The sequence below is a fragment of the Brachybacterium sp. AOP25-B2-12 genome (assembly GCF_052378625.1).
Lineage (GTDB): Bacteria > Actinomycetota > Actinomycetes > Actinomycetales > Dermabacteraceae > Brachybacterium.
Genome location: NZ_JBQSXW010000001.1, coordinates 243,191 through 269,337, shown reverse-complemented (window position 1 = coordinate 269,337; position 26,147 = coordinate 243,191). Strand labels below are relative to the sequence as shown.

Sequence of the window (26,147 nt, the reverse complement as noted above, 5' to 3'; positions counted from 1 at the left end):
ATGACCACCACCTCGAACTCCTCGTCCGTGCAGGCCGCGAGCCTGCCCAACACCCACACCCTCTCGGTGCTGGTGGAGAACAAGCCCGGCGTCCTCACCCGCGTCGCAGCCCTGTTCGCCCGGCGCGGGTACAACATCTCCTCGCTCGCCGTGGGACCCACGGAGCATCCGGAGATCTCCCGCATCACCGTCGCGGTCGACGTCGACCAGCAGCCGCTCGAGCAGATCACCAAGCAGCTCAACAAGCTCATCAACGTGCTCAAGATCGTGCAGCTCGAACCGCGGCAGACCGTCGTGCGCGAGCTCGTGCTGGTCAAGGTCAAGGCCGACAACGCGACCCGCACCTCGGTGCTGGAGATCGTCCAGATGTTCCGGGCCAAGGTGGTCGACGCCTCCGCGGAGGCCGTCACCGTCGAGGCCACCGGCACCGAGGACAAGCTGCGCGCCCTGCTGGGCATGCTCGAGCCCTTCGGCATCCGGGAGATCGTGAAGTCCGGGGCCGTGGCGATCTCACGCGGGAGCCGATCGATCACCGATCGGACCCTGCTGCCCTGAGCCCGACACCGTCCCGGCACTCGGGACGGCTTCTCACCAGACAAGACGGCCGCGGCTACACTGTCCCGGTCACCCCACCCAATGAAGGAGCACCCTCGTGGCAGACATGTTCTACGACGACGACGCCGATCTGTCGATCATCCAGTCCAAGAAGGTCGCGGTCATCGGCTTCGGCTCGCAGGGACACGCGCACGCGCTGTCGCTGCGCGACTCCGGGGTCGACGTCCGCATCGGCCTCAAGGAGGGTTCGTCCTCGCGCGTCAAGGCCGAGGAGCAGGGCCTGGTCGTCGGCACCCCCGCCGAGGTCTCGGCCTGGGCCGACGTCGTCATGATCCTCGCGCCGGACCAGCATCAGCGCACGATCTACGCCGAGGAGATCCGCGACCACCTCGAGGCCGGCAACGCCCTCTTCTTCGCCCACGGCCTGAACATCCGCTACGGCTTCATCGAGGTGCCCGAGGGCGTCGACGTCTGCATGGTCGCCCCCAAGGGCCCGGGCCACGTCGTCCGCCGCGAGTACGTCGCCGGGCGCGGCGTGCCCGTGATCGTCGCCGTCGAGCAGGACGCCACCGGCCAGGCCTGGCCGCTGGCCCTGTCCTACGCCAAGGCGATCGGCGGCCTCCGCGCCGGCGGCATCCGCACCACCTTCACCGAGGAGACCGAGACCGACCTCTTCGGCGAGCAGGCCGTGCTGTGCGGCGGCGTGAGCCACCTGGTCCAGGCGGGCTTCGAGACCCTCACCGAGGCCGGCTACCAGCCGGAGATCGCCTACTTCGAGGTGCTCCACGAGCTCAAGCTCATCGTCGACCTCATGATCGAGGGCGGCATCTCCAAGCAGCGCTGGTCGATCTCGGACACCGCGGAGTTCGGCGACTACGTCTCCGGCCCCCGGGTCGTGGACGCGCACGTCAAGGAGTCCATGAAGGCCGTCCTGACAGACATCCAGGACGGGACCTTCGCCCAGCGGTTCATCGAGGACCAGGACGCCGGCGCGCCGGAGTTCCAGAAGCTCCGCGAGGCCGAGGCCGGGCACCCCATCGAGGGCGTCGGCAAGAAGCTGCGCAGCCTGTTCTCCTGGAACAAGGAGAGCCTGGACGACGACTACACCGAGGGCAGCGCCGCGCGCTGACCCGCCCAGACCCGGGCCCACCCTCCGTGCGATCCACGGGACGGGCCCGCCCGCAGGGTGGTCGCGCCGAACCGGCGCGACCGCCCCGCACTCCCGGACGGCCCGGACCGGCCACCGCGCGTCGGTGGCCCCGATAGGCTCGTCCGGAGTCCGCAACGGCGCGGGCGCGCCCTCGCAGTCCCATCCCCATCCCGGAGGAAACCCGTGCCCCGTCCCGTCGTCCTGATCGCCGAGGAGCTGTCCCCTGCCACCGTCGAGGTGCTGGGCCCCGACGTCGAGATCCGTCATGTGGACGGCACCGACCGTCCCGCCCTGCTCGAGGCCGTGCACGGCGCCGACGCGCTGCTCGTGCGCTCGGCCACCACGGTCGACGCCGAGGTGTTCGCCGCCGCGCCGCAGCTCAAGGTCGTGGCCCGCGCCGGCGTGGGCCTGGACAACGTCGACGTCCCCGAGGCGACCACCGCGGGCGTCATGGTCATCAACGCCCCCACCTCGAACATCGTCTCCGCCGCGGAGCTCGCGATCGCCCTGATCCTCGCGAGCCTGCGCAACCTCGGCCGGGCCGACGCCTCTGTCAAGGCCGGCCGCTGGGAGCGCAAGCAGCTCACCGGCACCGAGCTGCTCGAGAAGACCGTCGGCATCGTCGGCTTCGGCCGGATCGGTCAGCTCGTCGCCGAGCGCCTGCGGCCCTTCGGCGTGGAGCTGCTCGCCTACGACCCGTACGTCAACCATGCGCGCGCCGCCGACCTCGGGGCCCGCGTCGTGGACCTCGACGAGCTCATGCGCACCGCGGACGTGGTGACCGTGCACATGCCGCGCACCCCGGAGACCATCGGCCTCATCGGCGCCGAGCAGTTCGCCGTGGCCAAGCCGACCCTCCACGTCGTCAACGCCGCGCGCGGCGGGCTCATCGACGAGACGGCGCTCTACGAGGCACTGACGACCGGCCAGATCGCCGGTGCCGCGCTGGACGTCTACTCCTCGGAGCCGCCCGCGACGTCCGAGACCGCCTCGCCGCTGCTCGGGCTCGACAGCGTGACCCTGACCCCGCACCTCGGCGCCTCGACCGCCGAGGCGCAGGAGAAGGCCGGCACCGCCGTGGCGCGCTCCGTGCGCCTGGCCCTGGACGGAGAGCTGGTCCCCGACGCCGTCAACGTCGCCGGAGGCGCCATCGACGCCGACGTCCGCCCGGGCATCGCCCTCGCGGATCGGCTGGGGCAGGTCTTCACGGCGCTCGCGGGGGAGTCGCCCCAGCTGCTCGAGGTCGTCGTGCGGGGCGAGATCTCCGATCGCGACGTCACCGCCATCAAGCTCTCGGCGCTGCGCGGCGTGTTCCGCCCGATCGTCACCGAACAGGTCAGCTACGTCAACGCCCCGGTCCTGGCCGAGGAGCGCGGGATCCGCGTCGAGCTCGTCACCGACCCCGACGGGGACCGCTTCCGCAACGTCGTCCAGATCCGCGGGACCCTCCGCGACGGGCGCGTGGTCTCCGTCTCCGGGACGCTGTCCGGTGTCGACCAGACCCACAAGCTCGTCGAGCTCTCGGGCTTCGAGGTCGACACCCCCCTGTCCGATCATCTGCTGATCATCCGCTACGAGGACCGACCGGGCCTCGTGGGCACCTACGGCGTGCTGCTCGGCGAGGCGGGCATCAACATCGCCGGCATGGTCGTGGCGCGTCCGGGTGAGCGCGGCAGCGAGGCCCTCGTGATCCTCGACACCGATCAGGCCGTCCCGCAGGAGCTCGCCGATCGGATCGGCGAGCAGATCGGCGCCCATCGCTGCCTGAGCGTCGACGTCGTCTACTGATCCGTCCACGCACCGACGACCATCCGAACCGTTGAGCACCATCGGCACGACCCGGGAGGCCGGCCCCGTCGGCGGGCCTCCCGCACCGACATCACGCACCCCACCGAAGGGATCGCACGCATGACCACCCTGAAGCTCGCCGTCATCGAGGGCGACGGGATCGGCCACGAGGTCGTCCCCGAGGGCCTGAAGGTCCTGCGCGCCGCCCTGCAGGGCAGCGACGTCACCGTCGAGACCACCGACTTCGACCTCGGAGCGGGCCGCTGGCACCGCACGGGGGAGTGCCTCACCGAGGCGGACACGTCCGCCCTCGCCGAGCACGACGCGATCCTGCTGGGCGCGGTCGGGGACCCCGACGTGCCCTCCGGCGTCCTCGAGCGCGGCCTGCTGCTGAAGCTCCGCTTCGGCTTCGACCACTTCGTGAACCTGCGTCCCACCCGGCTCGTGCCCGGCGTCGCCTCGCCGCTGGCCGATCCCGGCGAGGTCGACTTCCTCGTCGTGCGCGAGGGCACCGAGGGCCCGTACGTCGGCAACGGCGGCTCCCTGCGCACCGGCACGCCCCATGAGGTCGCCACCGAGGTCAGCCTCAACACCGCCTTCGGCATCGAGCGGGTCGTGCGGTACGCCTTCGCGCAGGCCGAGCGCCGCCGCAAGCACCTGACCCTCGTGCACAAGCACAACGTCCTGGTCCACGCGGGGCACCTGTGGCGCCGCATCGTCGACGAGGTCGCCGCCGAGCACCCCGACGTCACCGTGGACTACGCCCACGTCGACGCCGCGACCATCCACCTCGTCACCGATCCGTCCCGCTACGACGTGATCGTCACGGACAACCTGTTCGGCGACATCCTCACCGACCTCGCGGCCGCCATCGGCGGCGGGATCGGCCTCGCGGCCAGCGGCAACGTGAACCCCACCGGCGCGTTCCCGTCCATGTTCGAGCCCGTCCACGGCTCCGCCCCGGACATCGCCGGCACGGGGCTGGCGGACCCGACGGCGACCGTCCTGTCCGTGGCCCTGCTGCTGGACCACCTGGGTCACGCCGAGGCCGCCGCGCGGGTCCGCGCCGCGGTCGACGCCGACCTCGCCGCGCGCGGCGACGGGCCTGCCCGCTCCACCTCCGAGATCGGCACGGCCCTGGCCGCAGCGGTCTCGGCATCCTGACGTCCCACCGATCCACACCACCCCACCCTCACCAGGAGGCCCCCGTGTCCGCGCTCTCGTTCCCCCAGGCCGATACCGCCCGTCGCGTCGCCGAGGACGAGCGCGCAGGCATTCTCGCCGCGCCCGGCTTCGGTGACTTCTTCACCGACTTCATGGTCCACGCGCGGTGGACCCCGACGACCGGCTGGGCGGGAGGGGAGACGATCCCCTTCGGCCCGCTGTCGCTGAGCCCGGCCACCGCGGTGCTCCACTACGCCCAGGAGATCTTCGAGGGCCTCAAGGCCTTCCGCCACGCCGACGGCTCCGTCTGGACCTTCCGTCCCGGGAAGAACGCGGAGCGCATGCAGCGCTCGGCGCGGCGCCTGGCCCTGCCCGAGCTGCCCACCGAGGACTTCCTCGCCTCGCTGCGCGCGGTCGTCACCGCGGACGAGCCGTGGGTGCCGACCCCCGAGGGCACCTCGGAGGGCTCGCTGTACCTGCGCCCGTTCATGTTCGCCTCCGAGGAGTTCCTGGGTGTCCGCGCCTCCCACACCGTGGACTACTACGTCATCGCCTCCCCGGCCGGCGACTACTTCCCGCGCGGCGTGCGTCCCCTCGTGGTCTGGGTCTCGGACACGTACGCGCGCGCCGGGGCCGGCGGCACGGGTGCCGCCAAGTGCGGCGGCAACTACGCCTCCTCCCTGCTGGGCAAAGACGAGGCCGCCGAGCACGGCGCCGACGAGGTCATGTTCCTGGACTCCGAGACCCACACGGCGATCGACGAGCTCTCGGGCATGAACGTCTTCGTCATCACGAAGGACGGCCGGATCATCACCCCGTCCCTGACGGGCTCGATCCTCGAGGGCGTCACCCGCGATGCCGTGCTGCGCCTGGCCGCCGACCGCGGTCTCACGCCCTCCGAGGGACGCCTGGTGCTCACCGATGTCCTGCGTGACCTCGCCGACGGCGAGATCGTCGAGATGTTCGCGTGCGGCACCGCCGCGGTGATCACCCCCATCGGGGAGCTGCGCACCCCCGCGGGTGCCCAGCCGGTCGCCGACGGAGGCGCGGGGGAGCACACCCTCGCCCTGCGCCGGGAGCTCACCGACATCCAGTACGGGCGGGCCGAGGACCGCCACGGCTGGCTGACACGTCTGGTCTGAGGCACCCCGGATGACCGCCCCGCATCCACGCTTCGACCTCTACGACACGACCCTGCGCGACGGCTCCCAGCAGGAGGGCCTGACCCTCTCGGTCGCCGACAAGCTCGCCGTCGCCCGCCTGCTCGACGAGCTGGGCGTGACGTACATCGAGGGAGGCTGGCCCGGTGCCGTGCCCCGTGACACCGAGTTCTTCGCGCGCGCCCGCACCGAGCTGACCCTGCGCGGCGCGCGCCTGGCCGCCTTCGGCGCCACCCGCAAGGCCGGGCGCGCGGTGACGGAGGACCCGCAGGTCCAGGCGCTGCTGGACTCTGCGGCGCCGACCGTCACCCTCGTGGCCAAGTCCCACATCCGTCACGTGACCGGGGCCCTGCGCACCACCGGCGAGGAGAACCTGGCGATGGTGAGGGAGACGGTCGCCCACCTCGTCGCCCACGGCCGTGAGGTGTTCGTGGACGCCGAGCACTTCTTCGACGGGTTCCGCGCCGATCCCGCCTACGCGACCTCCGTGGTCGTCGCCGCCTCCGAGGCCGGTGCCGAGGCCGTCGTGCTGTGCGACACCAACGGCGGCATGCTGCCCCACGACGTCGCCGAGATCGTCGCCGACCTGCGCGCACGGCTCGACGCCACGGGCACCACGGTGCGCCTGGGCGCCCACACCCACGACGACTCCGGGTGCGCCGTCGCCAACGCGCTGACGGCCGTCCGGGGCGGGATCACGCATGTCCAGGGCTGCGTCAACGGCTACGGGGAGCGCACCGGCAACGCCGACCTCGTGACCATGCTCGCCGACCTCCAGCTGAAGATGGGCATCGAGCTCGTGGATCCTGCCACCCTCGCCGAGTCCACCCGGATCGCCCACGCGATCGGCGAGATCGTCAACATGCCGGCCGCCGCGCGGGCCCCGTACGTCGGCGCCAGCGCCTTCGCCCACAAGGCGGGGCTGCACGCCTCGGCGATCCGCGTCGACCCGGACCTCTACCAGCACATCGACCCACGGGCCGTGGGCAACGACATGCGCATGATCATCTCCGACATGGCCGGGCGCGCCTCGATCGAGCTCAAGGGCCGCGAGCTGGGCTTCGACCTCGCGGACTCCCCGGAGGTGCTGGGACGCCTGGCCGAGCGCGTCAAGGCCCGCGAGGCCGAGGGGTACTCCTACGAGGCCGCCGACGCCTCCTTCGAGCTGCTGCTGCTCGAGGAGCTGGGCCGCGCACCCCGCTACTTCGACGTGGAGGCATGGCGGGCCAGCTCCCAGCTGCTGCGCGACGGCACCCTGGAATCCGAGGCGACCGTGCGGATCACGGGCCCCGACGGCGCCGAGACCGAGGGGCGGTCCGTCTCGATCGCCGAGGGCAACGGCCCCGTCAACGCCCTGGACCTCGCGCTCCGCTCGGGGCTGCGAGAGCGCTATCCCCTCATCGACGACTTCGAGCTGCTGGACTTCAAGGTGCGGATCCTCGACGCTCACCGCGGCACGGACGCCACCACGCGCGTGCTGGTGCGCACGGCGGCGCCCGGGCGGGAGTTCCACACCGTGGGCGTGGGACCCAACGTCATCGAGGCCTCCTGGGAGGCGATCGCGGCGGCCTTCACCTACGGGCTGTACGCGGCGGGCGCCGAACCCGCCTGAGCGGCAGGGCGGGGACTCCGCCGGGAGGCCCCGCGACCGGCGCTCAGATCCGCAGCTCGCCCATCTCCTCCCAGCCCTCGCCGTCGACCTGACGGGACACGATCCTGGGCGTCGCCGTGAGGTGGGGGCGCATGGCCTCCAGGCCCGCGGCGAAGTGGTCGGAGCTCACGTGGGGTCCGGCGCCCTCGTCGGTGAACGCCTCGACGAGCACGAACTCCTGCGGGTCCTCCAGGCTGCGCGACCACTCGAACCAGAGGTTGCCCTCCTCGGCGCGGGTGGACTCGGTGAACTCCCGGACGATCTCGGGCCAGCGCTCGGCGCTGTCGGGGCGGACGGGGAACTTCACGACGATCAGGTACACGGGCATGCCTCCTGGGCTCGGGGTGCGGATGCTTCCCCACCAGCATCCCACTGCCCACTAGGGTGGCGGCCATGACGAAGCTCGTGCTCACGGCGATCGGCGACGATCGCGAAGGTCTGGTCTCCGCGCTGTCGACGGTGGTCGACGACCACGGCGGCAACTGGCTCGACGCGGAGTTCGCGCGGCTGGCCGCGAAGTTCGCGGGGATCGTGCTGGTGGACGTCCCCGACGAGGGCGTGGATGCCTTCTCCGGGGCGGTCGCGGCGCTGGAGGCCCAGGTGGGATGGCGCATCGACGTCACCCCCGCCGCCGAGACCGGCGGCCCCGGGGTGCACGTCCCCGCGACGTCCGCACCGCTGCGCCTGTACCTTGTGGGTCTGGACCGCCCCGGGACCGTCCGCGAGGTGACCACCGCGCTGGCGGAGCAGAAGGTCACCATCGATCGCTTCCACTCCTGGACCAGCGATGCCCCCGAGGGCGGCGGGCTGCTGTTCGAGGTCGACGCGACGGTGCGGCTGGGCGAGGGCACCGACGAGGCGGATCTCCGCACGGCGCTCGAGACGATCGCCGGCGAGCTCATGGTCGACCTGGACCTCGACGCGGAGGTCTGACCCCGCAGGTCCGGCGGCGACGGCCAGCGTCAGTCCTCGCCGAGCGGCCCCACGTGGGTGATGGCGAGCACGGGCTCTCCGGCCTCGTCGGTCGCCTCGAGGTCCAGCTCGGCCTCGATGCCCCAGTCGTGGTTGCCCTCGGGGTCGTCCAGCGCCTGGCGGATCCGCCAGACCTTCGACTCCTCGGTGATCTGCAGCAGCTGTGGTGAGCGCGCCAGGCCGTCGATCCCGACGTTGTCGTACGTGTCGTAGTAGGCGTCCATCGCGGTGGCCCAGCGTGCGCGATCCCAGCCGGAGGCGCCGTCCAGCTCGGCCAGGCGTGCCTCCCGCTCGAAGGCGAAGTGCTCGACCCGCTGCCACATGGCCGCGCGCACCATCTGGCGCAGCACCGCCGTCTGGGCGGACAGGGAACGCGGTGTCGAGGGACGCACCTCGCTCGCGGCGTCGGTGTCGTCCTCGGGGTGGGCCAGCGCCTCCCACTCGTCGAGCAGCGAGGAGTCGATGCCCCGCACCAGCACGCCGAGCCACTCCATGATGTCCTCGACCTCCTCGGTGCGCAGGTCCTGGGGGAGCGTGCGGCGCATCGTCTGGAAGGCATCGGAGAGGTAGCGCAGCACGATCCCCTCGGACCGCGTGAGGTCGTAGCGGCGCACGAACTCGCTGAACGTCTGCCCGGTCTCGTACATCTCCCGCACCACGGACTTCGGCGAGAGATCGTCGGGGCGCACCCACGGATGGGTGCCCGCGTAGATCGTGAGCGCCGCGGTCAGCTCCTCCTCCAGCGGCCGGGGCCAGGTGACCTCGTCCAGGAGCGCCATCCGCTCCGTGTACTCGACGCCGTCGGCCTTGAGCTCGGCCAGCAGCTCTCCGCGGGCGGTGTTCTGCTGGGCCAGGAGGATCTGCCGGGGGTCCTCGAGGATCGCCTCGAGGATCGAGACGGTGTCCATCGACACGGTCTCGGACTCCTCGTCGAGGGTGTCGATCATCGCGATCGCGAACGGCGCCAGCGGCTGGTTCATCGTGAAGTCGAGCTGGAGGTCCTCGGTCAGCACGATCCGCCGGCCCAGGTGGTCGGGCCGGTCCAGGACCTCCACGATGTCGGCGTCGCGCAGGCCGCGGAAGGTCTCGGCGGCCTCGCGGACCAGGCGCAGCTTCTGCGTCGTGGTCTGGTGCGAGGTCATGATGAGGTGGCGCGCCGAGGCGACGGCGTCCCCGGGACGGGCGATGAGCGCCAACAGCATCGAGGCGGTGATCCGCAGGTGGGGGCGCAGGGTCTCCGGGGGGTTCTCCACCAGGCGGTCGAGGTTCGCCTCGCTCCAGGACACGGCGCCGTCGGGCACCCGGGGCTTGGGCTCCTTCTTGCGCTTCTTGGCGGAGTTGGGCGTCACGCCCTGCTTCTCCCGGTTGGCCTTGCGGGCCTGCTCGCGGGCGAACTCGATGGTCCACTCGGGCGCCTGGACGACGACGTGGCCCACGGTGTCGAACCCGGCGCGGCCCGCGCGCCCCGCGATCTGGTGGAACTCCCGGGCGTTGAGCAGGCGCGAGCGCCGACCGTCGAACTTCGCCAGGCCTGTCAGCAGCACCGTGCGGATCGGCACGTTGATCCCGACCCCCAGGGTGTCCGTCCCGCAGATCACCTTGAGCAGCCCCGACTGGGCCAGGCGCTCCACGAGCCGCCGGTACTTGGGCAGCATGCCCGCGTGGTGCACGCCGATGCCCTGGCGCACGAGGCGCGAGAGCGTCGTGCCGAAGCCCTTGGAGAACCGGAAGTCGCCGATCAGCTCCCGGATCCGCGTCTTCTCCGCGTCGGTGAGGATCTCCGTGCCCTGGAGCGCCTGGGCGCGGTCCAGGGCATCCTTCTGGGTGAAGTGGACGATGTAGACCGGGGCGTCCTTCTCGTCGAGGATCCGCGAGATCGTGTCCTCGACGGGATCCAGCGACCACCGGTAGTCCAGGGGCACGGGCCGCGGGGCGTCGTCGATGACGGTGACCTCACGATCCGTGCGCTCGGTGAGGTCCTCGACGAAGGGAGTGACGTCTCCGAGGGTCGCGCTCATGAGCACGAACTGGCAGTCGGGCAGCTCCACGAGCGGCACCTGCCAGGCCCAGCCGCGCTGGGGATCGCCGTAGAAGTGGAACTCGTCCATCACCGCGAGGCCCACGTCGCTCGTGGGACCGTCGCGCAGGGCGTGGTTGGCCAGGATCTCGGCGGTGCACACGATGATCGGGGCGTCGTGGTTGACGGAGCTGTCGCCCGTCATCATCCCCACGTTGTCCGCGCCGAACATCGCGACCAGATCGAAGAACTTCTCGCTGACGAGCGCCTTGATCGGGGCGGTGTAGTAGGCCGTCTCCCCCCGGGCGATCGCGGCGAAGATCGCCGCGTAGCCGATGGTGGTCTTGCCCGAGCCGGTGGGGGTCGCGGCGATCACGTGATCGCCGGCGGCCAGCGCCAGCAGCGCCTCCTCCTGATGGGGGTAGAGCGTGCGGCTGATCTCCTCCTGGGCCGTGAGGAAGGCATCGACCACGGCGTCCTCGGTGGCGACGGCGGGCAGGTGGTCGGCGAGGGAGGGCATGGGGGCAAGTCTGCCAGCAGGGGCCGACGTCCCGGGACGGAGGTCGGGGCCGCCGAGGACCTCAGCGGCCGCGATGACCCCGAAGGAACCGCACGTGGGCGTCGATCGCGGCCCGCGTCGGACGCGCCGGGGTCATGAGGTCCGGGCCGTGGTCCCGGGTGCGCTCGCCGCGGCGCATCGCCGAGCGCGCCTCGGTGATCGGCGATCCGAGTCGACGCCCGTCGTGCAGCGCCAGGAGCGTCTGCCCGCGTTGCGACCAGCCGGTGTCGACGGCGACCACCGCGATCTGCGGCCATCCGATGCGATGCGTCCGCACGAAGGAGCGGAGCACCACCCCCGCGGTCGTCACGGTGAAGCGCAGTCGCTGGGTCAGCAGGGCCACCAGCACCGCGATCGCGATCGCGGAGGACGCCGACATCGTGCACATCGCGAGGCGGATCGCGGGAGCACCGTCGTCGGACGCGGTGCTCGCGACGGTCAGCGCCGTCAGTCCCGCCACGAGGAGGGCACCGAAGCCGAGCAGCACGGCACGGAACCACGGTGCGGGACGCGCGACGTAGAGGACCTCCGGTGCGGCATCGTGCATGGGTGCTCCTCTTCCGTGGTCGTCGGTATGTGTCATGCCGGAGGGACGACGTCGCAGTCCGCACGGCCACGTGCTCCGACGCCGAACGGGACGAGCTGCACCAGGATCCTCCGGCGCAGCGCGTCCGCGTCCGCGGCCAGCGCGCGCTGGCGGCGCACGTACTCCGCCTTGCCCGCAGGCGTCTCGATCGGCACGACGCCGTGGCCGAGGTGGGTCACGTCGTAGGGGCTCGCCTCCATGTCGAGCACCCGGGTGCGGAGCGCGTGCTCGAAGCAGTCCAGCACCAGGTCCGAGGAGACGATCGGCGTGAGCTTCATCGACCACTTGTACAGATCCATGCCCACGTGCAGGCAGGCGGGATTGTCGAGCTCGGCCTGACGTGCGCGCGTGGGCTCCAGGGCATTGCGCGGACGGGCGGTGGGGGTGAAGAACCGGTAGGCGTCGAGATGGGAGCACACCAGGCGCTCACGCTCGATCACCTCGTCGGTCTCGCGCTGGCTCAGCCGGAGGGGGAGGTCCTCGTGGCGGCGCGCTCCCGGAGCCAGCCCGTGGACCATCGCCCACTCGTGGAGGCCGAAGCAGCCGAACTGCGGGGTCCGGTGCGCGAGCGTGGAGCGGTCCAGGAGACGGTGCACGAAGGCGAGCGCGTCGCCGCGCTCGGCGAGGTAGCGCCGCACGTCGGCACGCCGTAGCACGCGGTGCTCGTCCGGGGTGTCGAGGTACCAGCTGCGGGTCCCGTCGGGCTGGAGGTCCCCGTGCGGCGCGTGATCGGGGACCGGATCGGCGGCCGCGTCGTAGCTGATCCCTGCCCCGGGGTGCCATCGCCGGAGTCGGGCGGGGGAGAAGGGGTAGTACGTGAACAGGAAGTCCTCGACCTGATGCTTCTCACCCCGTGCCCGGCGGGCGCGGTGCGCCGCCGTCAGGGCCTCCGCTCGGGCCTCGTGCGCGATGCGTGCCGCACGGGCGGTGGGCGCGTCGAGCACCCTGGGCGTCGTGTCCGTCCGCGGACCGGGCAGGTCCTCGTCCATCGTCAGTGCCCTCCTCGCGGCATCGTCCACCGGTGGTCCCGGCGGGTCCCGGAGGACATCGTCCCACCTCGCAGGCGACGTCGTGTCGTGGAATCGGTGCGCGACCTGCACGTGTCCGATGTACGGTGAAGCTCCCGAACCCCCTGTGGGATCGGGCACCGGGGCTCTCGGGCGTCGTGCGTGTCGCAGCGCATGGCCCGCCCCGCACCACACCACGAACCGAAGAAGGTGCCCACGCGATGACCGACGTCGACAACTCCCAGCTCTCGGGGACATGGACACTGGACCCGTCCCACTCCCGGATCGGTTTCAACTCCCGCCACGCGATGGTCACCAAGGTCCGCGGTGCGTTCAACGACATCTCCGGGCGTGCGGTGCTGGACCTCGAGGACGCCGATGCCTCGCACGTCGAGGTGGACGTGCGGATGGACAGCATCGACACCCGTGCCGCCCAGCGGGATGAGCACCTGCGCAGCGCCGACTTCTTCGATGTGGCCCAGTACCCGCTGATGACCTTCCGCTCGACCCATGTCGAGGAGGTCGACGACAACGGCTTCATCGTCACCGGCGACCTCACGATCCGCGACACCACCCGCACCATGAGCATCCCCCTGAGCTTCGTGGGCCTGGCCGAGGACCCCTTCGGCAACCTGCGCGCGGGCTTCGAGGGCACCCGTCGCATCGACCGCCGTGACTGGGGCGTCAGCTGGAACACCCCCCTGGACAAGGGCGGGCTGCTCGTCAGCGACAAGATCGTCCTCGAGTTCGAGCTCTCGCTCATCAAGGACCCGGTCGCGGCCGATGCCGCGACGGAGACCTCGGCGGACAGCGACGACGAGCTCATCGACTCCGCCCCGCTGACCTCGGACGCCGAGCACGGGGATGCCGCCGCCGAGGCCTCGCACGAGGAGTTCTCCGCGTACGCACCCCCGAGCTCGACCGAGGGCGAGAACGCGGAGCACGGCGACGGCCACGAGGAGCACCGCGGCTGACCCCGGACGTCGCGGGGCCTCACGGTCCGTGGCCCCGGCTCCGGACCGCCTAGACTCGACGGCATGCGCATCGCCCGATTCACCACCGGCGAGGATCCCCAGTACGGCATCGTCCAGCCCCGCGAGGGCCAGGAGATGGTCTACGCGATCACCGGGGACCCCCTCTACACCGAGATCCGCCCCACCGGCACCGTGCTCCCGCTCGCGGACGTGCGGCTGCTGGCCCCCGTGATCCCACGCTCGAAGGTGGTGTGCGTCGGGCGCAACTATGCCGCGCACGCTGCGGAGCTGGGCAACGAGGTGCCCGAGGAGGCGCTGTTCTTCCTCAAGCCCAACACGGCCGTGGTGGGCCCCGGTGACCCCGTCGCCATCCCGGGCTACAGCCAGGAGGTCTCCCTCGAGGCCGAGCTCGCCGTCGTCATGCGCACGATGGCCAAGGACCTCGACCCCGAGCAGGTGCGCTCGACGATCCTCGGCTACACCTGCGCCAACGACTTCACCGCCCGGGACGCCCAGCGTGCCGAGAAGCAGTGGTTCCGCGCCAAGGCCTTCGACACCTCGTGCCCGCTGGGACCGTGGATCGAGACGGATCTCGACGTCGCGGACCTCGCGATCAGGTCCTTCGTCGACGGCGAGAGCGCCCAGGACGGCACCACCGCGGACATGCTGCGCTCGATCCCCGACCTCATCTCCGAGATCTCTCACGTCACCACCCTTCTGCCCGGCGACGTCGTGCTGACCGGCACCCCGGCCGGCGTCCGCACCGTGGCCGAGGGCTCGACCGTCAGCGTCGAGATCGAGGGGATCGGCACCCTCACCAACCCCGTCGTGCGGCGCTGACACCCCCGCGATCCGCCGACCACCACATTGCTGCGACGACCCCCTCCACGACCTCAGGAGCACCTCCCGTGACCACAGCCCCCAGCACGCCCGCGACCGCTGCCGCCTCCGCGGACGGGACCGAGGAGGTGCGGGTCCGCTTCTGCCCGAGCCCGACCGGCACCCCGCACATCGGGATGGTCCGCACCGCCCTGTACAACTGGGCGCACGCCCGGCACTTCGGCGGAACCCTCGTGTTCCGCATCGAGGACACCGACGCCGCCCGCGACAGCGAGGAGTCCTACCACCAGCTGCTCGACGCGATGCGCTGGCTCGGGATCGACTGGGACGAGGGTGTCGAGGTCGGCGGGCCCGACGGGCCCTACCGCCAGTCCGAGCGCGGGGAGATCTACGCCGACGTCATCGAGCGGCTGAAGGTCGCCGGGCACATCTACGAGTCCTATGTGACCGCGGAGGAGACCAAGGAGCGTCATCTCGCGGCGGGACGCGACCCGCAGCTGGGCTACGACAACTCCGATCGCGACCTCAGCGAGGAGCAGAAGGCCGCCTACCGGGCCGCGGGCCGCGAGCCGGTGTGGCGGCTGCGGATGCCCGACGAGGACATCACCTTCACCGACGTCGTGCGGGGCGACATCACCTTCAAGGCCGGCTCCACGCCGGACTTCGTGGTGGTCCGCGCCAATGGCAAGCCGCTGTACACGCTCGTCAACCCCGTGGACGATGCCCTGATGCGGATCACCCATGTGCTGCGCGGGGAGGACCTGCTCTCCTCGACGCCGCGGCAGGTGGCGCTCTACCACGCGCTCATCGACATCGGCCTGGCCGAGAGGGTGCCCGTCTTCGGACACCTGCCCTACGTCCTGGGCGAGGGCAACAAGAAGCTCTCCAAGCGCGATCCCGAGTCCAACCTCTTCCACTACCGCGATGACGGGTTCCTGCCCGAGGGCATGGTCAACTACATCGCCCTGCTGGGCTGGGGCTACAGCGCCGACCAGGACGTCTTCACCCGCGAGCAGCTCGTGGAGCGCTTCGACGCGGCCGACGTCAACCCCAATCCCGCCCACGTGGACCGCAAGAAGGCCACGGCCATCAACGCCGACCACATGCGCATGCTCGCTCCCGAGGACTTCACCGAGCGTCTGGTGCCGGTGCTCCAGCGCGCCGGGATCGTCCTCGACCCGATCACGGCGCGCGAGCACGCACTGCTGGTCGCTGCGACCCCGCTGGTCCAGCCCCGGATGAACCTGCTGTCCGAGGCGCCGGACATGCTGCGCTTCCTCTTCGTCGAGGACGCCGAGCTCGCGGTCGCCGAGGATGCGCTGAAGAAGCTGGGCGACGACCCGGTGGCGGTGCTCGACCGCGCCGTGACCGAGGTCGAGGCGGTCGATGCGACGGAGTTCGCCGCCGCCGAGCTCGAGCGGCGGCTGCGGGAGGCGATCGTCGAGGACATGGGCATCAAGCCCCGCCTGGCCTTCGGACCGCTGCGCAGCGCCGTCTCGGGACGTCGGATCTCCCCGCCGCTGTTCGAGTCCATGGAGCTCCTGGGCAAGGAGTCCTCGCTCGCCCGTCTGCGCGCCCTGCGCGAGCGCCTCGCGGCCTCCTGAGCCCGCGACGAGTCGTGGACCCGACGGCGTCGGCGACCTCGCCCCGGACCGCGGTGCCCGTATGCAGGCCGTGCGTGCGCGGCGTGCTCTTCGACATCGACCACACGCTCGTGGACACGGCCGCGGCCTTCGAGGCGGCGCTCGGGGCGAGTCTGCTGCCCCTGCTGCCGCCCGATGCCGACCCGATCGCGCTCGCGCTGCAGTGGGGGCACGACGCGGGCGGCTGGTACCGCGCCTATACCCGGGGTGAGCTGGGCTACCTCGCCCAGCGTCGGCGCCGGATGGACGAGGTGCTGCTCGATCACGGGGGAGCGGCCCTGGACGACGCGGGGTTCGCCCGCGCCACGGAGCTCTTCGACCGAGCCTTCGCCGCGAGCTGGCGCCCCTTCCCGGACGCGGTCGAGATCGTCGCCCGACTCGCCGCCGCCGGTGTGCCGCTCGGCGCGGTGTCCAATGCGGGCGGGGCGATGCAGCGGTGCAAGCTCGCCGCGGTCGGGTTCGCGACCCTCGTGCCCCTGCTGGTCACGATGGACACCTTCGGCGTCGGCAAGCCGGACCCGAGGGTGTTCGTGGAGGGAGCGCGCCTGCTGGGCGTGCAGCCCGACGAGGTCGCCTATGTGGGCGACGAGCCCGACATCGATGCCGACGCCGCCACGCGCGCGGGGCTGGTGGGGGTGCATCTGCGCCGGGCGGGTGACCTCCGTTTCGGTTCCTGCCCGTCTGACCAGCGAGAACACCTCGAGGTGGGAGACCTCACAGCCCTCACGGACGTTCTCGCTTTGCCCTGCCCGGGGGGCACCCGATAGAGTCTTACCTCGGTACGGCCTCGATGCGCGGCGCACTCCGGTGCTCGAACATCATGGTTGATACCCCCTTGGGGTATGGTGTAATTGGCAACACGGCTGATTCTGGTTCAGTTGTTCTTGGTTCGAGTCCAGGTACCCCAGCGCTCGTCCCCCGCCTCGGCGGGGGGTGCGGCCCGCGCCCCGTTCGTCTAGCGGCCCAGGACGCCGCCCTCTCACGGCGGTAACACCGGTTCAAATCCGGTACGGGGTACGAGTGGACCAGTGGTCCACCTCGAGGTCACGACGTCGTCAACCGTGGCCTCGGTCCGGTCCTCACGGACCTGATCCTCCTGGATCATCCGCCCCGTTCGTCTAGCGGCCCAGGACGCCGCCCTCTCACGGCGGTAACACCGGTTCAAATCCGGTACGGGGTACGAGAAGGAGCCGGCGCCATCAGGTGCCGGCTCCTCGCACATCCGGGGTCCTTTTCGATGGATGAGCCTCTTCCGGGACCTTCGGCGAGACGCAGGTCACAGCGCACCGGTACGATCCGGTCATGGAGACCACCGACCCCCGGCCCGCATCCTCCGAGACCCCCCTCCCCGCCCTGACGGACCGCCCCCGTGTGGTCGTCGGCATCGCCGACACCGACGAGTCCGACCGCGCCGTGACCTGGGGCGCGGACCATGCACGACGCATCGGCGGGACTCTCCACCTCGTCCACGCCTTCGTCTGGCCGCTCATGAACGTCGACGTCGAGCCGGTGCCGGGGATCGCGGGCTCGGGCCTGCGCGCCGCGACCGAGCACCTCGTGGCCCACGCCGTCGAGGTCGCACGGACCCAGTCCCCGGGCCTGCCCGTCACCAGCAGCGTCGTCGACGGCCGCGGGGTCGACGTGCTCCTGGCCGCCTCCCAGGGGGCCGAGGTGCTGGCCGTGGGCAGTCGCGGCCTGGGGCGAGTGCTGGCGCTCGTCATGGGGTCCACGAGCCTCGCCCTCGCGCGCAACGCCCACTGCCCCGTCGTCGTCGTGCGCGGGGAGGAGCTCACCGACGGGCCGATCGGCGTGTCCTACGAGGCGACCGATCTGGGCACCCAGGCCCTCCGCCGCGCAGGGGACCTCGCCGCCCTGCACGGCACCGAGGTGCACGTGGTGGTCGGGATCGCCGCACCCCAGGCCGAGCACGGGCGGATCGTCGACCAGGCCCGGGCGCTGATCGCGGCGGACCACCCCGAGGTGCGCGTCGAGCCGTCCGCCGTCACCTCCGCGCGCGACGCGCGACAGCTGATCCGGGCGAGCGAGGGTGACCGGATGGTGGTCGTCGCCGCGCGCAGCGCGGGCGCCGCCTCGGCCTCCTCGCAGACGGTCGCCGTCGTCCAGCACGCGCGCACCCCGATCTGGATCGAGAGGCCCCTCGGGGCACGCTGAGCCGAGGGGCCCCTCGCACCCGGGACCTGAGCCGTCACCCGCGCGAGCGCAGCACCTGTCCCGTGCGGGCGCCCGTGGGGGTGCCCTCGATGGCGGCGGGCGTGCCGCCCACGATCACCGCGGAGATCCCGGCCGGGTACCGATGGGGCTCGAGATAGGTCGCGCGGTCCTCGAGGGTGTCCGGGTCCAGGAGCACGAGATCGGCGACCGCGCCGGGCACGATCGTCCCGCGGTCGGGGATGCGGACGCGCGCGGCCGGGGCGCTCGTGCAGCGTCGGACCGCATCGGCCGGATCCTCCCAGTGCTCGGACAGGTAGCGCGGGAAGCAGCCGTAGCTGCGCGGGTGGGTCGCCTCGCGGCCCGTGGGCCCCTCGGGATCCATCGCCGAGCCGTCCGAGGCCACGACGCACGCCTCGTGGTGCAGCACCTCCTCGAGGACCTCGCGGCTGCGGCCGTGGGTGACCATCTGCACGGCCGTGCCGTGGGCGGCGAGGACGTCGAGGATCACGTCGATCCCCTCCTGGCCGGTGGACCCGGCGACGTCGGCCACCGTGCGGCGGGCGATCGCCGGATCGGGGCAGGCCGCGATCATGATCTCCTCGTCCGTGGTGGCAGAGCCCGGGGGCGCCACCATCTGCGCCCGTGCGAGCGAGCGGCTCGCGGGATCCCGCAGGCGCTCGATCATCGCGGCGTTGCCGCCGGACTGCACCCACCCCGGCAGGAGCTGGGACAGGGGAGCGTTCCCCGCGAGGTAGGGGTACATGTCCACCCAGACGTCCAGGCCGCGCGCACGGGCCTCGTCGATCCGCGCCAGGACGCGGGCCATCGAGGCCCAGTTGCGGCGCCCCACGGACTGCAGGTGGGAGATCTGGGTGCGGCAACCGGTCCGCTCGGCGATCCGGATCGCCTGCTCGACGCTGTCCTCGAGCTCGTCGATGTAGTCGCGCACGTGCCAGGCGAAGAGAGAGTCCGTCTCCGCGGCGACCTCGCCAAGGGCCACGAGCTCGGACTCGTCCACGAAGCACAGCGGGGCGTAGACCAGGCCCGTCGAGATGCCCACCGCACCGTCGGCGATCGCGGCGCGCGCGAGGTCGGCGATCCGGGCGACCTGCTCGGGTGTGGAGGGGACGTCGGCCAGCCCCGTGACGGCCGCGTGCAGCGGGATATGGGCCACGAACGCCCCCACGTTCAGTGCCGGATGCACCTCGGCGACCGCGTCGAGATAGTCGGTCAGCCGCGGGAAGTCCGCGACCACGGCGGGGTCCCGGTCGAGGTAGGAGTTGACACCGCGCAGCGCCGGCAGCGGGATCGCGCCGAGCGGGGCCATCCCCAGACCGCAGTTGCCCACGATCTCCGTGGTCACGCCCTGCAGGAGCTTCGAGTGGCCCACGGGATCGGACAGGAGCGTGAGGTCGGAATGGGTGTGGATGTCCACGAAGCCCGGGGTCAGCGCGAGGCCGGAGGCATCGACCACGATCTCCTCCGCCGCCGGGTCCGCCGCGGCCGCCGGGTCGAGGATCCGGCCGCGGCGGACGACCACGTCGCGGATCGTCCCGGGCGCCCCCGTGCCGTCGAGGACGAGCGCACCCGTGATGCGCACGGGTGCCTCGGGGGAGCCGAGGGCGGCGCGGAGGGCGTCGGCGAGCGGGGACGGTGGCTGGTTCATCGTTCTCCTCAGGGGTGCGGCGGGTCATGGGCGGCCTCGCCTGCGGACAGGTCCACGCCGCGTGGACGCAACGGTCAACGAGATGCCCCGCGTGTCCACGGGATGTGAGCGGTCAGACCGCCGCGCGGCGCAGCACCTCGGTGAGATGGTTGGCCGAGGAGATCACCGAGGCCGCGTGCAGGCGCCCCGGCTGCCGGGTGATGCGCTCGATGGGGCCCGAGACGCTGAGCGCCGCGACGACCCGGCCGTTGGGGCCGCGCACGGGCGCCGACACCGAGCCGACGCCGCTCTCCCGCTCGCCGATCGACTGGGCCCAGCCGCGCCGACGCACGGCCGAGAGCATGGTGGCGGTGAAGCGCGCGCCGTGCAACCCGCGGTGGAGGCGGTCGGGCTCCTCCCAGGCCAGGAGGATCTGGGCCGCGGATCCCGCCTTCATGGTCAGGGTCGCGCCGAGCGGGACGGAGTCGCGCAGGCCGATCGGACGCTCGGCAGCGGCCACGCAGATCCGGTGCTCGCCCTGGCGGCGGTAGAGCTGTGCCGATTCGCCCGTGTGGTCGCGCAGCGCCGCGAGCACAGGGCCCGCGGCCGCCAGCAGGCGGTCCTCGCCGGCCGCCGCGGCGAGCTCACCCAGACGCGCGCCCAGGACGAACCGTCCCTGCATGTCCCGTGCGACCAGGCGGTGGTGCTCGAGGGCGACGGCGAGGCGGTGCGCGGTGGGCCGCGCGAGCCCGGTGGACTGCACCAGCTGCGCGAGGGTGGCGGGCCCGGCCTCGAGGGCGCCGAGCACGGTCGCGGCCTTGTCCAGGACCCCGACCCCGCTTCCGCCCTGATCCGAGTCGTCGGTCTGGATGTCGTTCATGCCTTGATCTTCGCGTCTTGAACGATGAGACGCAAGTGCATCGCAGTGTGGACACGCCGACCATGGACGGGCACGGTTCGCCCCGCGCGTCCCGGGGAGCACCCCGGAGGCGGTCTCCGGGGTGCCACAGCGATCACAGGACGTCACGGCGGAGACCCCGCCCGCGACGTCCCGCACGAAGGAGATGACGGGGATGGCGAGCACGCTCGCGGAGAAGGTCTGGGCCGATCACGTGGTGCGCCACGGCGAGGGCAACGAGCCCGATCTCCTCTACATCGACCTCCAGCTCCTGCACGAGGTGACGAGCCCCCAGGCCTTCGACGGCCTGCGTCAGGAGAACCGCCCCCTGCGGCGCCTGGACCAGACCATCGCGACCGAGGACCACAACACCCCGACGATCGACATCGACAAGCCGATCGCCGACCTCACGAGCCGGACCCAGATCGACACCCTGCGTCGCAACGCCGAGGAGTTCGGCGTGCGCATCCACTCCCTGGGCGACAAGGAGCAGGGGATCGTGCACGTCGTCGGCCCGCAGCTCGGGCTCACGATGCCGGGCATCACCGTCGTCTGCGGCGATTCGCACACGTCCACCCACGGGGCCTTCGGCGCGCTGGCCTTCGGGATCGGCACGAGCGAGGTCGAGCACGTGCTGGCCACCCAGACGCTCCCGCTCAAGCCCTTCCGCACCATGTCCATCACCGTCGACGGCACCCTGCGGTCCGGCGTCACCGCCAAGGACATCATCCTGGCCGTGATCGCGCAGATCGGCACCGGCGGGGGAGCGGGCTATGTGCTGGAGTACCGCGGCGAGGCCATCCGCTCCCTCTCCATGGAGGGGCGCATGACGATCTGCAACATGTCGATCGAGGCCGGTGCCCGTGCCGGCATGATCGCGCCGGACGAGACGACCTTCGAGTACGTCCAGGGCCGCCCGCACGCCCCCCGCGGCGAGGACTGGGACGAGGCCGTCGCCTACTGGCGCACACTGCGCACCGATGACGACGCGACCTTCGACGCCGAGGTCCACATCGACGCCGACGAGCTCGAGCCCTTCGTCACCTGGGGCACCAACCCCGGTCAGGGCCTGCCGCTGTCGGCGACGGTCCCGGCGCCCGAGGACTTCACCGACGACACCTCGCGGGTCGCCGCCGAGAACGCCCTGCGGTACATGGACCTCGTCCCCGGCACGCCGCTGAAGGACATCCGCGTCGACACGGTCTTCATGGGCTCGTGCACCAACGGACGCATCGAGGACCTGCGGGCCTTCGTCGACGTGATCCGCGGACGCCGCAAGCACCCGGACGTGCGCGTCATGGTCGTCCCGGGCTCGGCCCGGGTGCGCCTGCAGGCCGAGAAGGAGGGCCTGGACCGCGACATCCTCGAGTTCGGCGCCGAGTGGCGTCAGGCCGGGTGCTCGATGTGCCTGGGCATGAACCCCGATCAGCTCGCCCCCGGGGAGCGTGCCGCCTCGACGTCCAACCGCAACTTCGAGGGACGCCAGGGCAAGGGCGGCCGCACGCACCTCGTGTCCCCGGTGGTCGCCGCCGCGACCGCCGTGCGCGGGACCCTCGCCTCGCCGGGCGACCTCGCGGACCCCGCCCTGGACGCCGTCCCCGCCGCCCGTGCGACGGCCTGACCCGAGGAGCCACCTGTGCACGCCTTCACCACCCACACCGGGATCGGCGTCCCGCTGCGCCGCAGCAACGTCGACACCGACCAGATCATCCCCGCCGTCTACCTCAAGCGCGTCACCAAGACGGGCTTCGAGGACGGCCTCTTCTCCGCCTGGCGCACCGACCCCGAGTTCGTGCTCAACCGCGAGCCGTACTCCCGGGGCAGCGTCCTGGTGGCCGGACCCGACTTCGGCACCGGCAGCTCGCGCGAGCACGCCGTCTGGGCCCTGCGCGACTACGGCTTCCAGGCGGTCCTCGCGAGCCGCTTCGCCGACATCTTCCGGGGCAACGCCGGCAAGCAGGGCCTCGTCGCGGCGCAGCTGGCCCAGGACGACATCGAGCAGCTCTGGAAGATCCTCGAGGAGCACCCCGGCACCGAGGTGACCGTGGACCTCGTCGAGCGGCAGGTGCGGGCGGCCGATGCCGTGCTGCGGTTCGACATCGACGACTACACGCGCTGGCGGATCATGGAGGGCCTGGACGACATCGGCCTCACCCTGCGCCACGAGGACGACATCGACGCCTTCGAGGCCACGCGGCCCCGCTGGATGCCCCGCACCCTCCCGGTGCGGACGGCGGACACGGAGTCCTGAGCACCCGGTCGCACGTGACCGGCACGATCCTCCCGAGAGGGCACGCCCGTCGTGCGCACCCCAGGGACGCCGGGCACCGCTCCGGTATGGTGAGCAGGTCCGTGCCGACCCTGGGCGCGGGCCGTCAGATCCAGGACCCGGCAAGGACACCATGACCTCACCCAGCTCGATCTTCCATGTCCGCGGCGGTCGCCCCCTGCAGGGGGAGATCACCGTGCGCGGCGCCAAGAACCTCGTCTCCAAGGCGATGGTGGCGGCTCTCCTCGGGGACGAGCCGAGCGTGCTGCACTCGGTGCCGGACATCCGCGACGTGCAGATCGTGGGAGACCTCCTGGCGATCCACGGCGTCAAGATCGATCGCGACGTCGAGGCCGGCGAGATCCGCATGGACCCCTCGAACGTCGAGCGCGCGCACGTCGTGGACATCGACGCCCACGCGGGCAGCTCGCGCATCCCGATCCTGTTCTGCGGGCCCCTCCTGCACCGCCTCGGCGAGGCGATCATCCCCGACCTCGGCGGCTGCCGGATCGGCGATCGCCCGATCAACTACCACCTCGACGTGCTGCGCAACTTCGGCGCCGTCGTCGACAAGCGCGAGATGGGCATCTACATCACGGCCCCGAGCGGCCTGCGCGGCGCCAAGATCCACCTCGAGTACCCCAGCGTCGGCGCGACCGAGCAGGTCCTGCTGACGGCCGTGCGCGCCGAGGGCATCACCGAGCTGACCAATGCCGCCGTCGAGCCGGAGATCGAGGACCTCATCGACGTGCTGCAGAAGATGGGCGCTCTCATCTCGGTGCAGACGGACCGCACCATCACGATCGAGGGCGTCGAGCGCCTGGGCGGCTACGCCCACGTGGCGCTGCCGGACCGCATCGAGGCCGCGAGCTGGGCCTGCGCCGCGCTCGTGACCCAGGGCGACGTCTTCGTCCGCGGAGCCCAGCAGAAGCCCATGTCCACGTTCCTCAACGTCATGCGCAAGGTCGGTGCGGGCATGGACATCCGGGACGACGGGATCCGCTTCTTCCACCCGGGTACGCCGCTGCGCTCCGTGGCCGTCGAGACCGACGTCCACCCCGGGTTCATGACCGATTGGCAGCAGCCGCTCATCGTGGCGCTGACCCAGGCCGAGGGCATCTCGATCGTCCACGAGACGGTGTACGAGAACCGGCTCGGCTTCACCGAGGCGCTCAACCAGATGGGCGCGCGGATCCAGGTGTACCGCGAGTGCCTGGGCGGCTCGCGCTGCCGGTTCGGCCGCCGCAACTTCAACCACTCCGCCGTCATCTCCGGCCCCAAGGCGCTGCACGCCGCGGAGATCACCGTGCCCGACCTCCGGGGTGGGTTCTCCTATCTCATCGCGGCGCTCGGAGCCGAGGGCGTCTCGCAGATCCACGGCATCGACCTCATCGACCGCGGCTACGAGAGCTTCCGCAGCAAGCTCTCGGCGCTCGGGGCCGACTACTGGGAGGACTGAGCGCCCCATGACCGAGCAGATCCCACTCGACGAGGGACACGATGTGGTCCCCACCCCGGCGACCTCCCTCGCCCTGCGGGACATCCCCGTGCCCGACTACTGCGACGTGGTCATCGTCCCGACGCGCGGCGTCACGGAGTCCGATCCCCGGGTGTGGGCCGAGGCGATCTTCTCCCACGAGAACGTGCCGCTGACCAAGCGGGGGATCACGGCGCTGCGGGACGAGGCCGTGCGGCTGTTCGACATGGTGCCCCCGCCCGCCAAGGAGTACGTGACCGACGAGGTGCGGGGCGCCGAGGCGCTGATCGTCGACGACGACGAGAACCTCCGGATCCGGATCGGGGTGGCCCTGCTGCCCGGGGGACGGCTCCTGCAGGTCACCACCGCCGTCCAGTTCCTCTCCCTCCGCGGTCGGATCGCCTTCGCGCCGCGACGGGTGCTGCACGCCGCGGCCGTCAACACGCTCGCGCGACGTGCCCCGACCACCATCCGCCGGCGCGGCGTGGCCGACGGCGAGATCCCGCGCCGGGGGATCGTCGGCCAGGCCGCGCGCCGCGCCCTGTCCCGCGGCCCCCGGCACTGATCCGCACCCGATGACGAGCCACGCGCGCACCGGCGGCCGTCGGATCGCCGTGCTCGGCGCCGGGAGCTGGGGCACCACGTTCGCGCTCGTGCTCGCCCGTGCGGGCGCCGACGTGACGCTGTGGGCTCGCCGGCCCGAGGTGGTGCAGGACATCACCGAGCACCACCGCAACACGGCGTACCTCGGCGAACGGGAGCTGCCCGCCGCGCTCACCGCGACCGCCGATGCCCAGGAGGCCCTTGAGGGCGCCGACGGCGTCGTGCTGGCCGTGCCCGCCCAGACGCTCGCGCAGAACCTCGCCGGGCTCCGTGCCGGCTCCCCGGGGGCCGCCGCGCTGCCGGACGTCCCGGTGCTGTCCCTCATCAAGGGGATCGAACGGGGCAGCGACCGCCGGATGAGCCAGGTGATCATCGAGGACGGCGGCGTGGACACCGCGAAGGTCGCCGTGCTGTCGGGCCCCAACCTCTCCGCGGAGATCGCCGCCGAGGAGCCGTGCGCCGCGGTCGTCGCCGCTCACGACGAGGCCCTCGCCCACGAGATCGCCCTGTGGTGCGCGGGCCCCGCCTTCCGCGCCTACACGTCCACCGACGTCGTCGGCGTCGAGATCGCCGGGGCCGTCAAGAACGTCATCGCCATCGCCGTGGGGGCCGCGGCGGGCCTGGGCCTCGGCGACAACGCCCGCGCCAGCCTCATCACCCGCGGCCTCGCCGAGATCACCCGGCTGGGCACGGCACTCGGCGCGGACCCCCAGACCTTCGCGGGACTCGCCGGGCTGGGCGATCTCGTGGCCACGTGCGCCTCGCCGCTCTCGCGCAACCACCGGCTCGGCGCCGCGCTCGGCTCCGGGCTGGACGTCGAGGCGGCGACCGCCGCGGTGGGGCAGACCGCCGAGGGCGTGCCCACCGCGCGGGCGGTCGCCTCGCTCGCGGGCAGGCTGGGGATCGACATGCCCATCACCGCGGGGGTCGTCGACGTCGTGGACCACGGGCGGGACATCCGCGAGGTCACGGCGGCACTGCTTGCGCGGTCGGTGCGGCCGGAGTGATTAGGGTCTA

General features: G+C 72.0%; 23 protein-coding genes and 3 tRNA genes. 20 read left to right on the top strand and 6 right to left on the bottom strand.

What is annotated here, in order from left to right; genetic code table 11:
• The 6 genes from ilvN (at position 1) to cimA (ending at position 7,429) form a co-directional block, all read left to right on the top strand.
• Positions 1-555 carry an acetolactate synthase small subunit gene (gene ilvN / locus ACT3TZ_RS01270; protein ID WP_444581573.1) on the top strand — a complete coding sequence of 185 codons (555 nt, stop codon included), beginning with the start codon at positions 1-3 and terminating at the stop codon, positions 553-555.
• 97 nt (positions 556-652) lie between these two features.
• On the top strand, positions 653-1,684 hold the full coding sequence (gene ilvC / locus ACT3TZ_RS01265; RefSeq protein ID WP_444581572.1) for a ketol-acid reductoisomerase: 1,032 nt from the start codon (positions 653-655) through the stop codon (positions 1,682-1,684).
• 204 nt (positions 1,685-1,888) lie between these two features.
• Entirely contained in the window at positions 1,889-3,493 is a 1,605-nt protein-coding gene (gene serA / locus ACT3TZ_RS01260; RefSeq protein WP_444581571.1) for a phosphoglycerate dehydrogenase, read from the top strand.
• A gap of 120 nt (positions 3,494-3,613) precedes the next feature.
• Positions 3,614-4,657, top strand: coding sequence for a 3-isopropylmalate dehydrogenase (locus tag ACT3TZ_RS01255; protein WP_444581570.1), 1,044 nt, complete (start codon positions 3,614-3,616; stop codon positions 4,655-4,657).
• Between the two features lie 44 nt (positions 4,658-4,701).
• Entirely contained in the window at positions 4,702-5,799 is a 1,098-nt protein-coding gene (locus ACT3TZ_RS01250; RefSeq protein WP_444581569.1) for a branched-chain amino acid aminotransferase, read from the top strand.
• A gap of 10 nt (positions 5,800-5,809) precedes the next feature.
• Positions 5,810-7,429 carry a citramalate synthase gene (gene cimA, locus ACT3TZ_RS01245; RefSeq protein ID WP_444581568.1) on the top strand — a complete coding sequence of 540 codons (1,620 nt, stop codon included), beginning with the start codon at positions 5,810-5,812 and terminating at the stop codon, positions 7,427-7,429.
• A 43-nt stretch (positions 7,430-7,472) separates the two neighbouring features.
• Here the strand turns inward: cimA and ACT3TZ_RS01240 are convergent, their stop codons facing one another.
• The gene (locus ACT3TZ_RS01240) at positions 7,473-7,790 is read right to left on the bottom strand and encodes a putative quinol monooxygenase (protein WP_444581663.1); all 318 of its coding nucleotides are present in this window, start codon (positions 7,788-7,790) and stop codon (positions 7,473-7,475) included.
• 71 nt (positions 7,791-7,861) lie between these two features.
• Here ACT3TZ_RS01240 and ACT3TZ_RS01235 point away from each other — a divergent pair, with 71 nt between their 5' ends.
• Positions 7,862-8,401, top strand: coding sequence for a glycine cleavage system protein R (locus ACT3TZ_RS01235; RefSeq protein WP_444581567.1), 540 nt, complete (start codon positions 7,862-7,864; stop codon positions 8,399-8,401).
• Between the two features lie 29 nt (positions 8,402-8,430).
• On the opposite strand, the gene ACT3TZ_RS01230 is transcribed toward ACT3TZ_RS01235, so the two are convergent.
• From ACT3TZ_RS01230 to ACT3TZ_RS01220, 3 genes are all read right to left on the bottom strand, one after another.
• The gene (locus ACT3TZ_RS01230) at positions 8,431-10,977 is read right to left on the bottom strand and encodes a DEAD/DEAH box helicase (RefSeq protein ID WP_444581566.1); all 2,547 of its coding nucleotides are present in this window, start codon (positions 10,975-10,977) and stop codon (positions 8,431-8,433) included.
• Positions 10,978-11,038: 61 nt separating this feature from the next.
• On the bottom strand, positions 11,039-11,563 hold the full coding sequence (locus ACT3TZ_RS01225; RefSeq protein ID WP_444581565.1) for a hypothetical protein: 525 nt from the start codon (positions 11,561-11,563) through the stop codon (positions 11,039-11,041).
• A 32-nt stretch (positions 11,564-11,595) separates the two neighbouring features.
• On the bottom strand, positions 11,596-12,591 hold the full coding sequence (locus tag ACT3TZ_RS01220; protein WP_444581564.1) for a 3-methyladenine DNA glycosylase: 996 nt from the start codon (positions 12,589-12,591) through the stop codon (positions 11,596-11,598).
• Positions 12,592-12,830: 239 nt separating this feature from the next.
• Here ACT3TZ_RS01220 and ACT3TZ_RS01215 point away from each other — a divergent pair, with 239 nt between their 5' ends.
• The 8 genes from ACT3TZ_RS01215 (at position 12,831) to ACT3TZ_RS01180 (ending at position 18,238) form a co-directional block, all read left to right on the top strand.
• On the top strand, positions 12,831-13,583 hold the full coding sequence (locus ACT3TZ_RS01215) for a YceI family protein (protein WP_444581563.1): 753 nt from the start codon (positions 12,831-12,833) through the stop codon (positions 13,581-13,583).
• Positions 13,584-13,646: 63 nt separating this feature from the next.
• Positions 13,647-14,423: a fumarylacetoacetate hydrolase family protein gene (locus ACT3TZ_RS01210; protein ID WP_444581562.1), complete on the top strand. Its 777-nt coding sequence runs from the start codon at positions 13,647-13,649 to the stop codon at positions 14,421-14,423.
• Positions 14,424-14,491: 68 nt separating this feature from the next.
• Positions 14,492-16,027, top strand: coding sequence for a glutamate--tRNA ligase (gene gltX / locus ACT3TZ_RS01205; RefSeq protein WP_444581561.1), 1,536 nt, complete (start codon positions 14,492-14,494; stop codon positions 16,025-16,027).
• Between the two features lie 74 nt (positions 16,028-16,101).
• Positions 16,102-16,833, top strand: coding sequence for an HAD family hydrolase (locus ACT3TZ_RS01200; protein WP_444581560.1), 732 nt, complete (start codon positions 16,102-16,104; stop codon positions 16,831-16,833).
• A 69-nt stretch (positions 16,834-16,902) separates the two neighbouring features.
• Positions 16,903-16,974 (top strand) — tRNA-Gln (locus ACT3TZ_RS01195).
• 36 nt (positions 16,975-17,010) lie between these two features.
• Positions 17,011-17,083: transfer RNA gene (locus tag ACT3TZ_RS01190), tRNA-Glu, on the top strand.
• A gap of 90 nt (positions 17,084-17,173) precedes the next feature.
• Positions 17,174-17,246, top strand: a tRNA-Glu gene (locus tag ACT3TZ_RS01185).
• A gap of 122 nt (positions 17,247-17,368) precedes the next feature.
• Complete coding sequence (locus tag ACT3TZ_RS01180) at positions 17,369-18,238, top strand: universal stress protein (RefSeq protein ID WP_444581559.1); 870 nt, start codon at positions 17,369-17,371, stop codon at positions 18,236-18,238.
• 34 nt (positions 18,239-18,272) lie between these two features.
• Here ACT3TZ_RS01180 and ACT3TZ_RS01175 read toward each other — a convergent pair whose 3' ends face one another.
• On the bottom strand, positions 18,273-19,904 hold the full coding sequence (locus ACT3TZ_RS01175) for an N-acyl-D-amino-acid deacylase family protein (protein ID WP_444581558.1): 1,632 nt from the start codon (positions 19,902-19,904) through the stop codon (positions 18,273-18,275).
• Between the two features lie 112 nt (positions 19,905-20,016).
• On the bottom strand, positions 20,017-20,763 hold the full coding sequence (locus tag ACT3TZ_RS01170; protein ID WP_444581557.1) for an IclR family transcriptional regulator: 747 nt from the start codon (positions 20,761-20,763) through the stop codon (positions 20,017-20,019).
• A gap of 193 nt (positions 20,764-20,956) precedes the next feature.
• On the opposite strand from ACT3TZ_RS01170, the gene leuC reads away from it, so the two are divergent.
• The 5 genes from leuC (at position 20,957) to ACT3TZ_RS01145 (ending at position 26,137) form a co-directional block, all read left to right on the top strand.
• Positions 20,957-22,402, top strand: coding sequence for a 3-isopropylmalate dehydratase large subunit (gene leuC, locus ACT3TZ_RS01165; RefSeq protein ID WP_444581556.1), 1,446 nt, complete (start codon positions 20,957-20,959; stop codon positions 22,400-22,402).
• A 15-nt stretch (positions 22,403-22,417) separates the two neighbouring features.
• Positions 22,418-23,032, top strand: coding sequence for a 3-isopropylmalate dehydratase small subunit (leuD, locus tag ACT3TZ_RS01160; protein WP_444581555.1), 615 nt, complete (start codon positions 22,418-22,420; stop codon positions 23,030-23,032).
• A gap of 151 nt (positions 23,033-23,183) precedes the next feature.
• On the top strand, positions 23,184-24,509 hold the full coding sequence (murA, locus tag ACT3TZ_RS01155; protein ID WP_444581554.1) for a UDP-N-acetylglucosamine 1-carboxyvinyltransferase: 1,326 nt from the start codon (positions 23,184-23,186) through the stop codon (positions 24,507-24,509).
• Between the two features lie 7 nt (positions 24,510-24,516).
• Complete coding sequence (locus ACT3TZ_RS01150; protein ID WP_444581553.1) at positions 24,517-25,092, top strand: hypothetical protein; 576 nt, start codon at positions 24,517-24,519, stop codon at positions 25,090-25,092.
• A 10-nt stretch (positions 25,093-25,102) separates the two neighbouring features.
• Entirely contained in the window at positions 25,103-26,137 is a 1,035-nt protein-coding gene (locus tag ACT3TZ_RS01145) for an NAD(P)H-dependent glycerol-3-phosphate dehydrogenase (protein WP_444581552.1), read from the top strand.
• Positions 26,138-26,147: the final 10 nt, after the last annotated feature.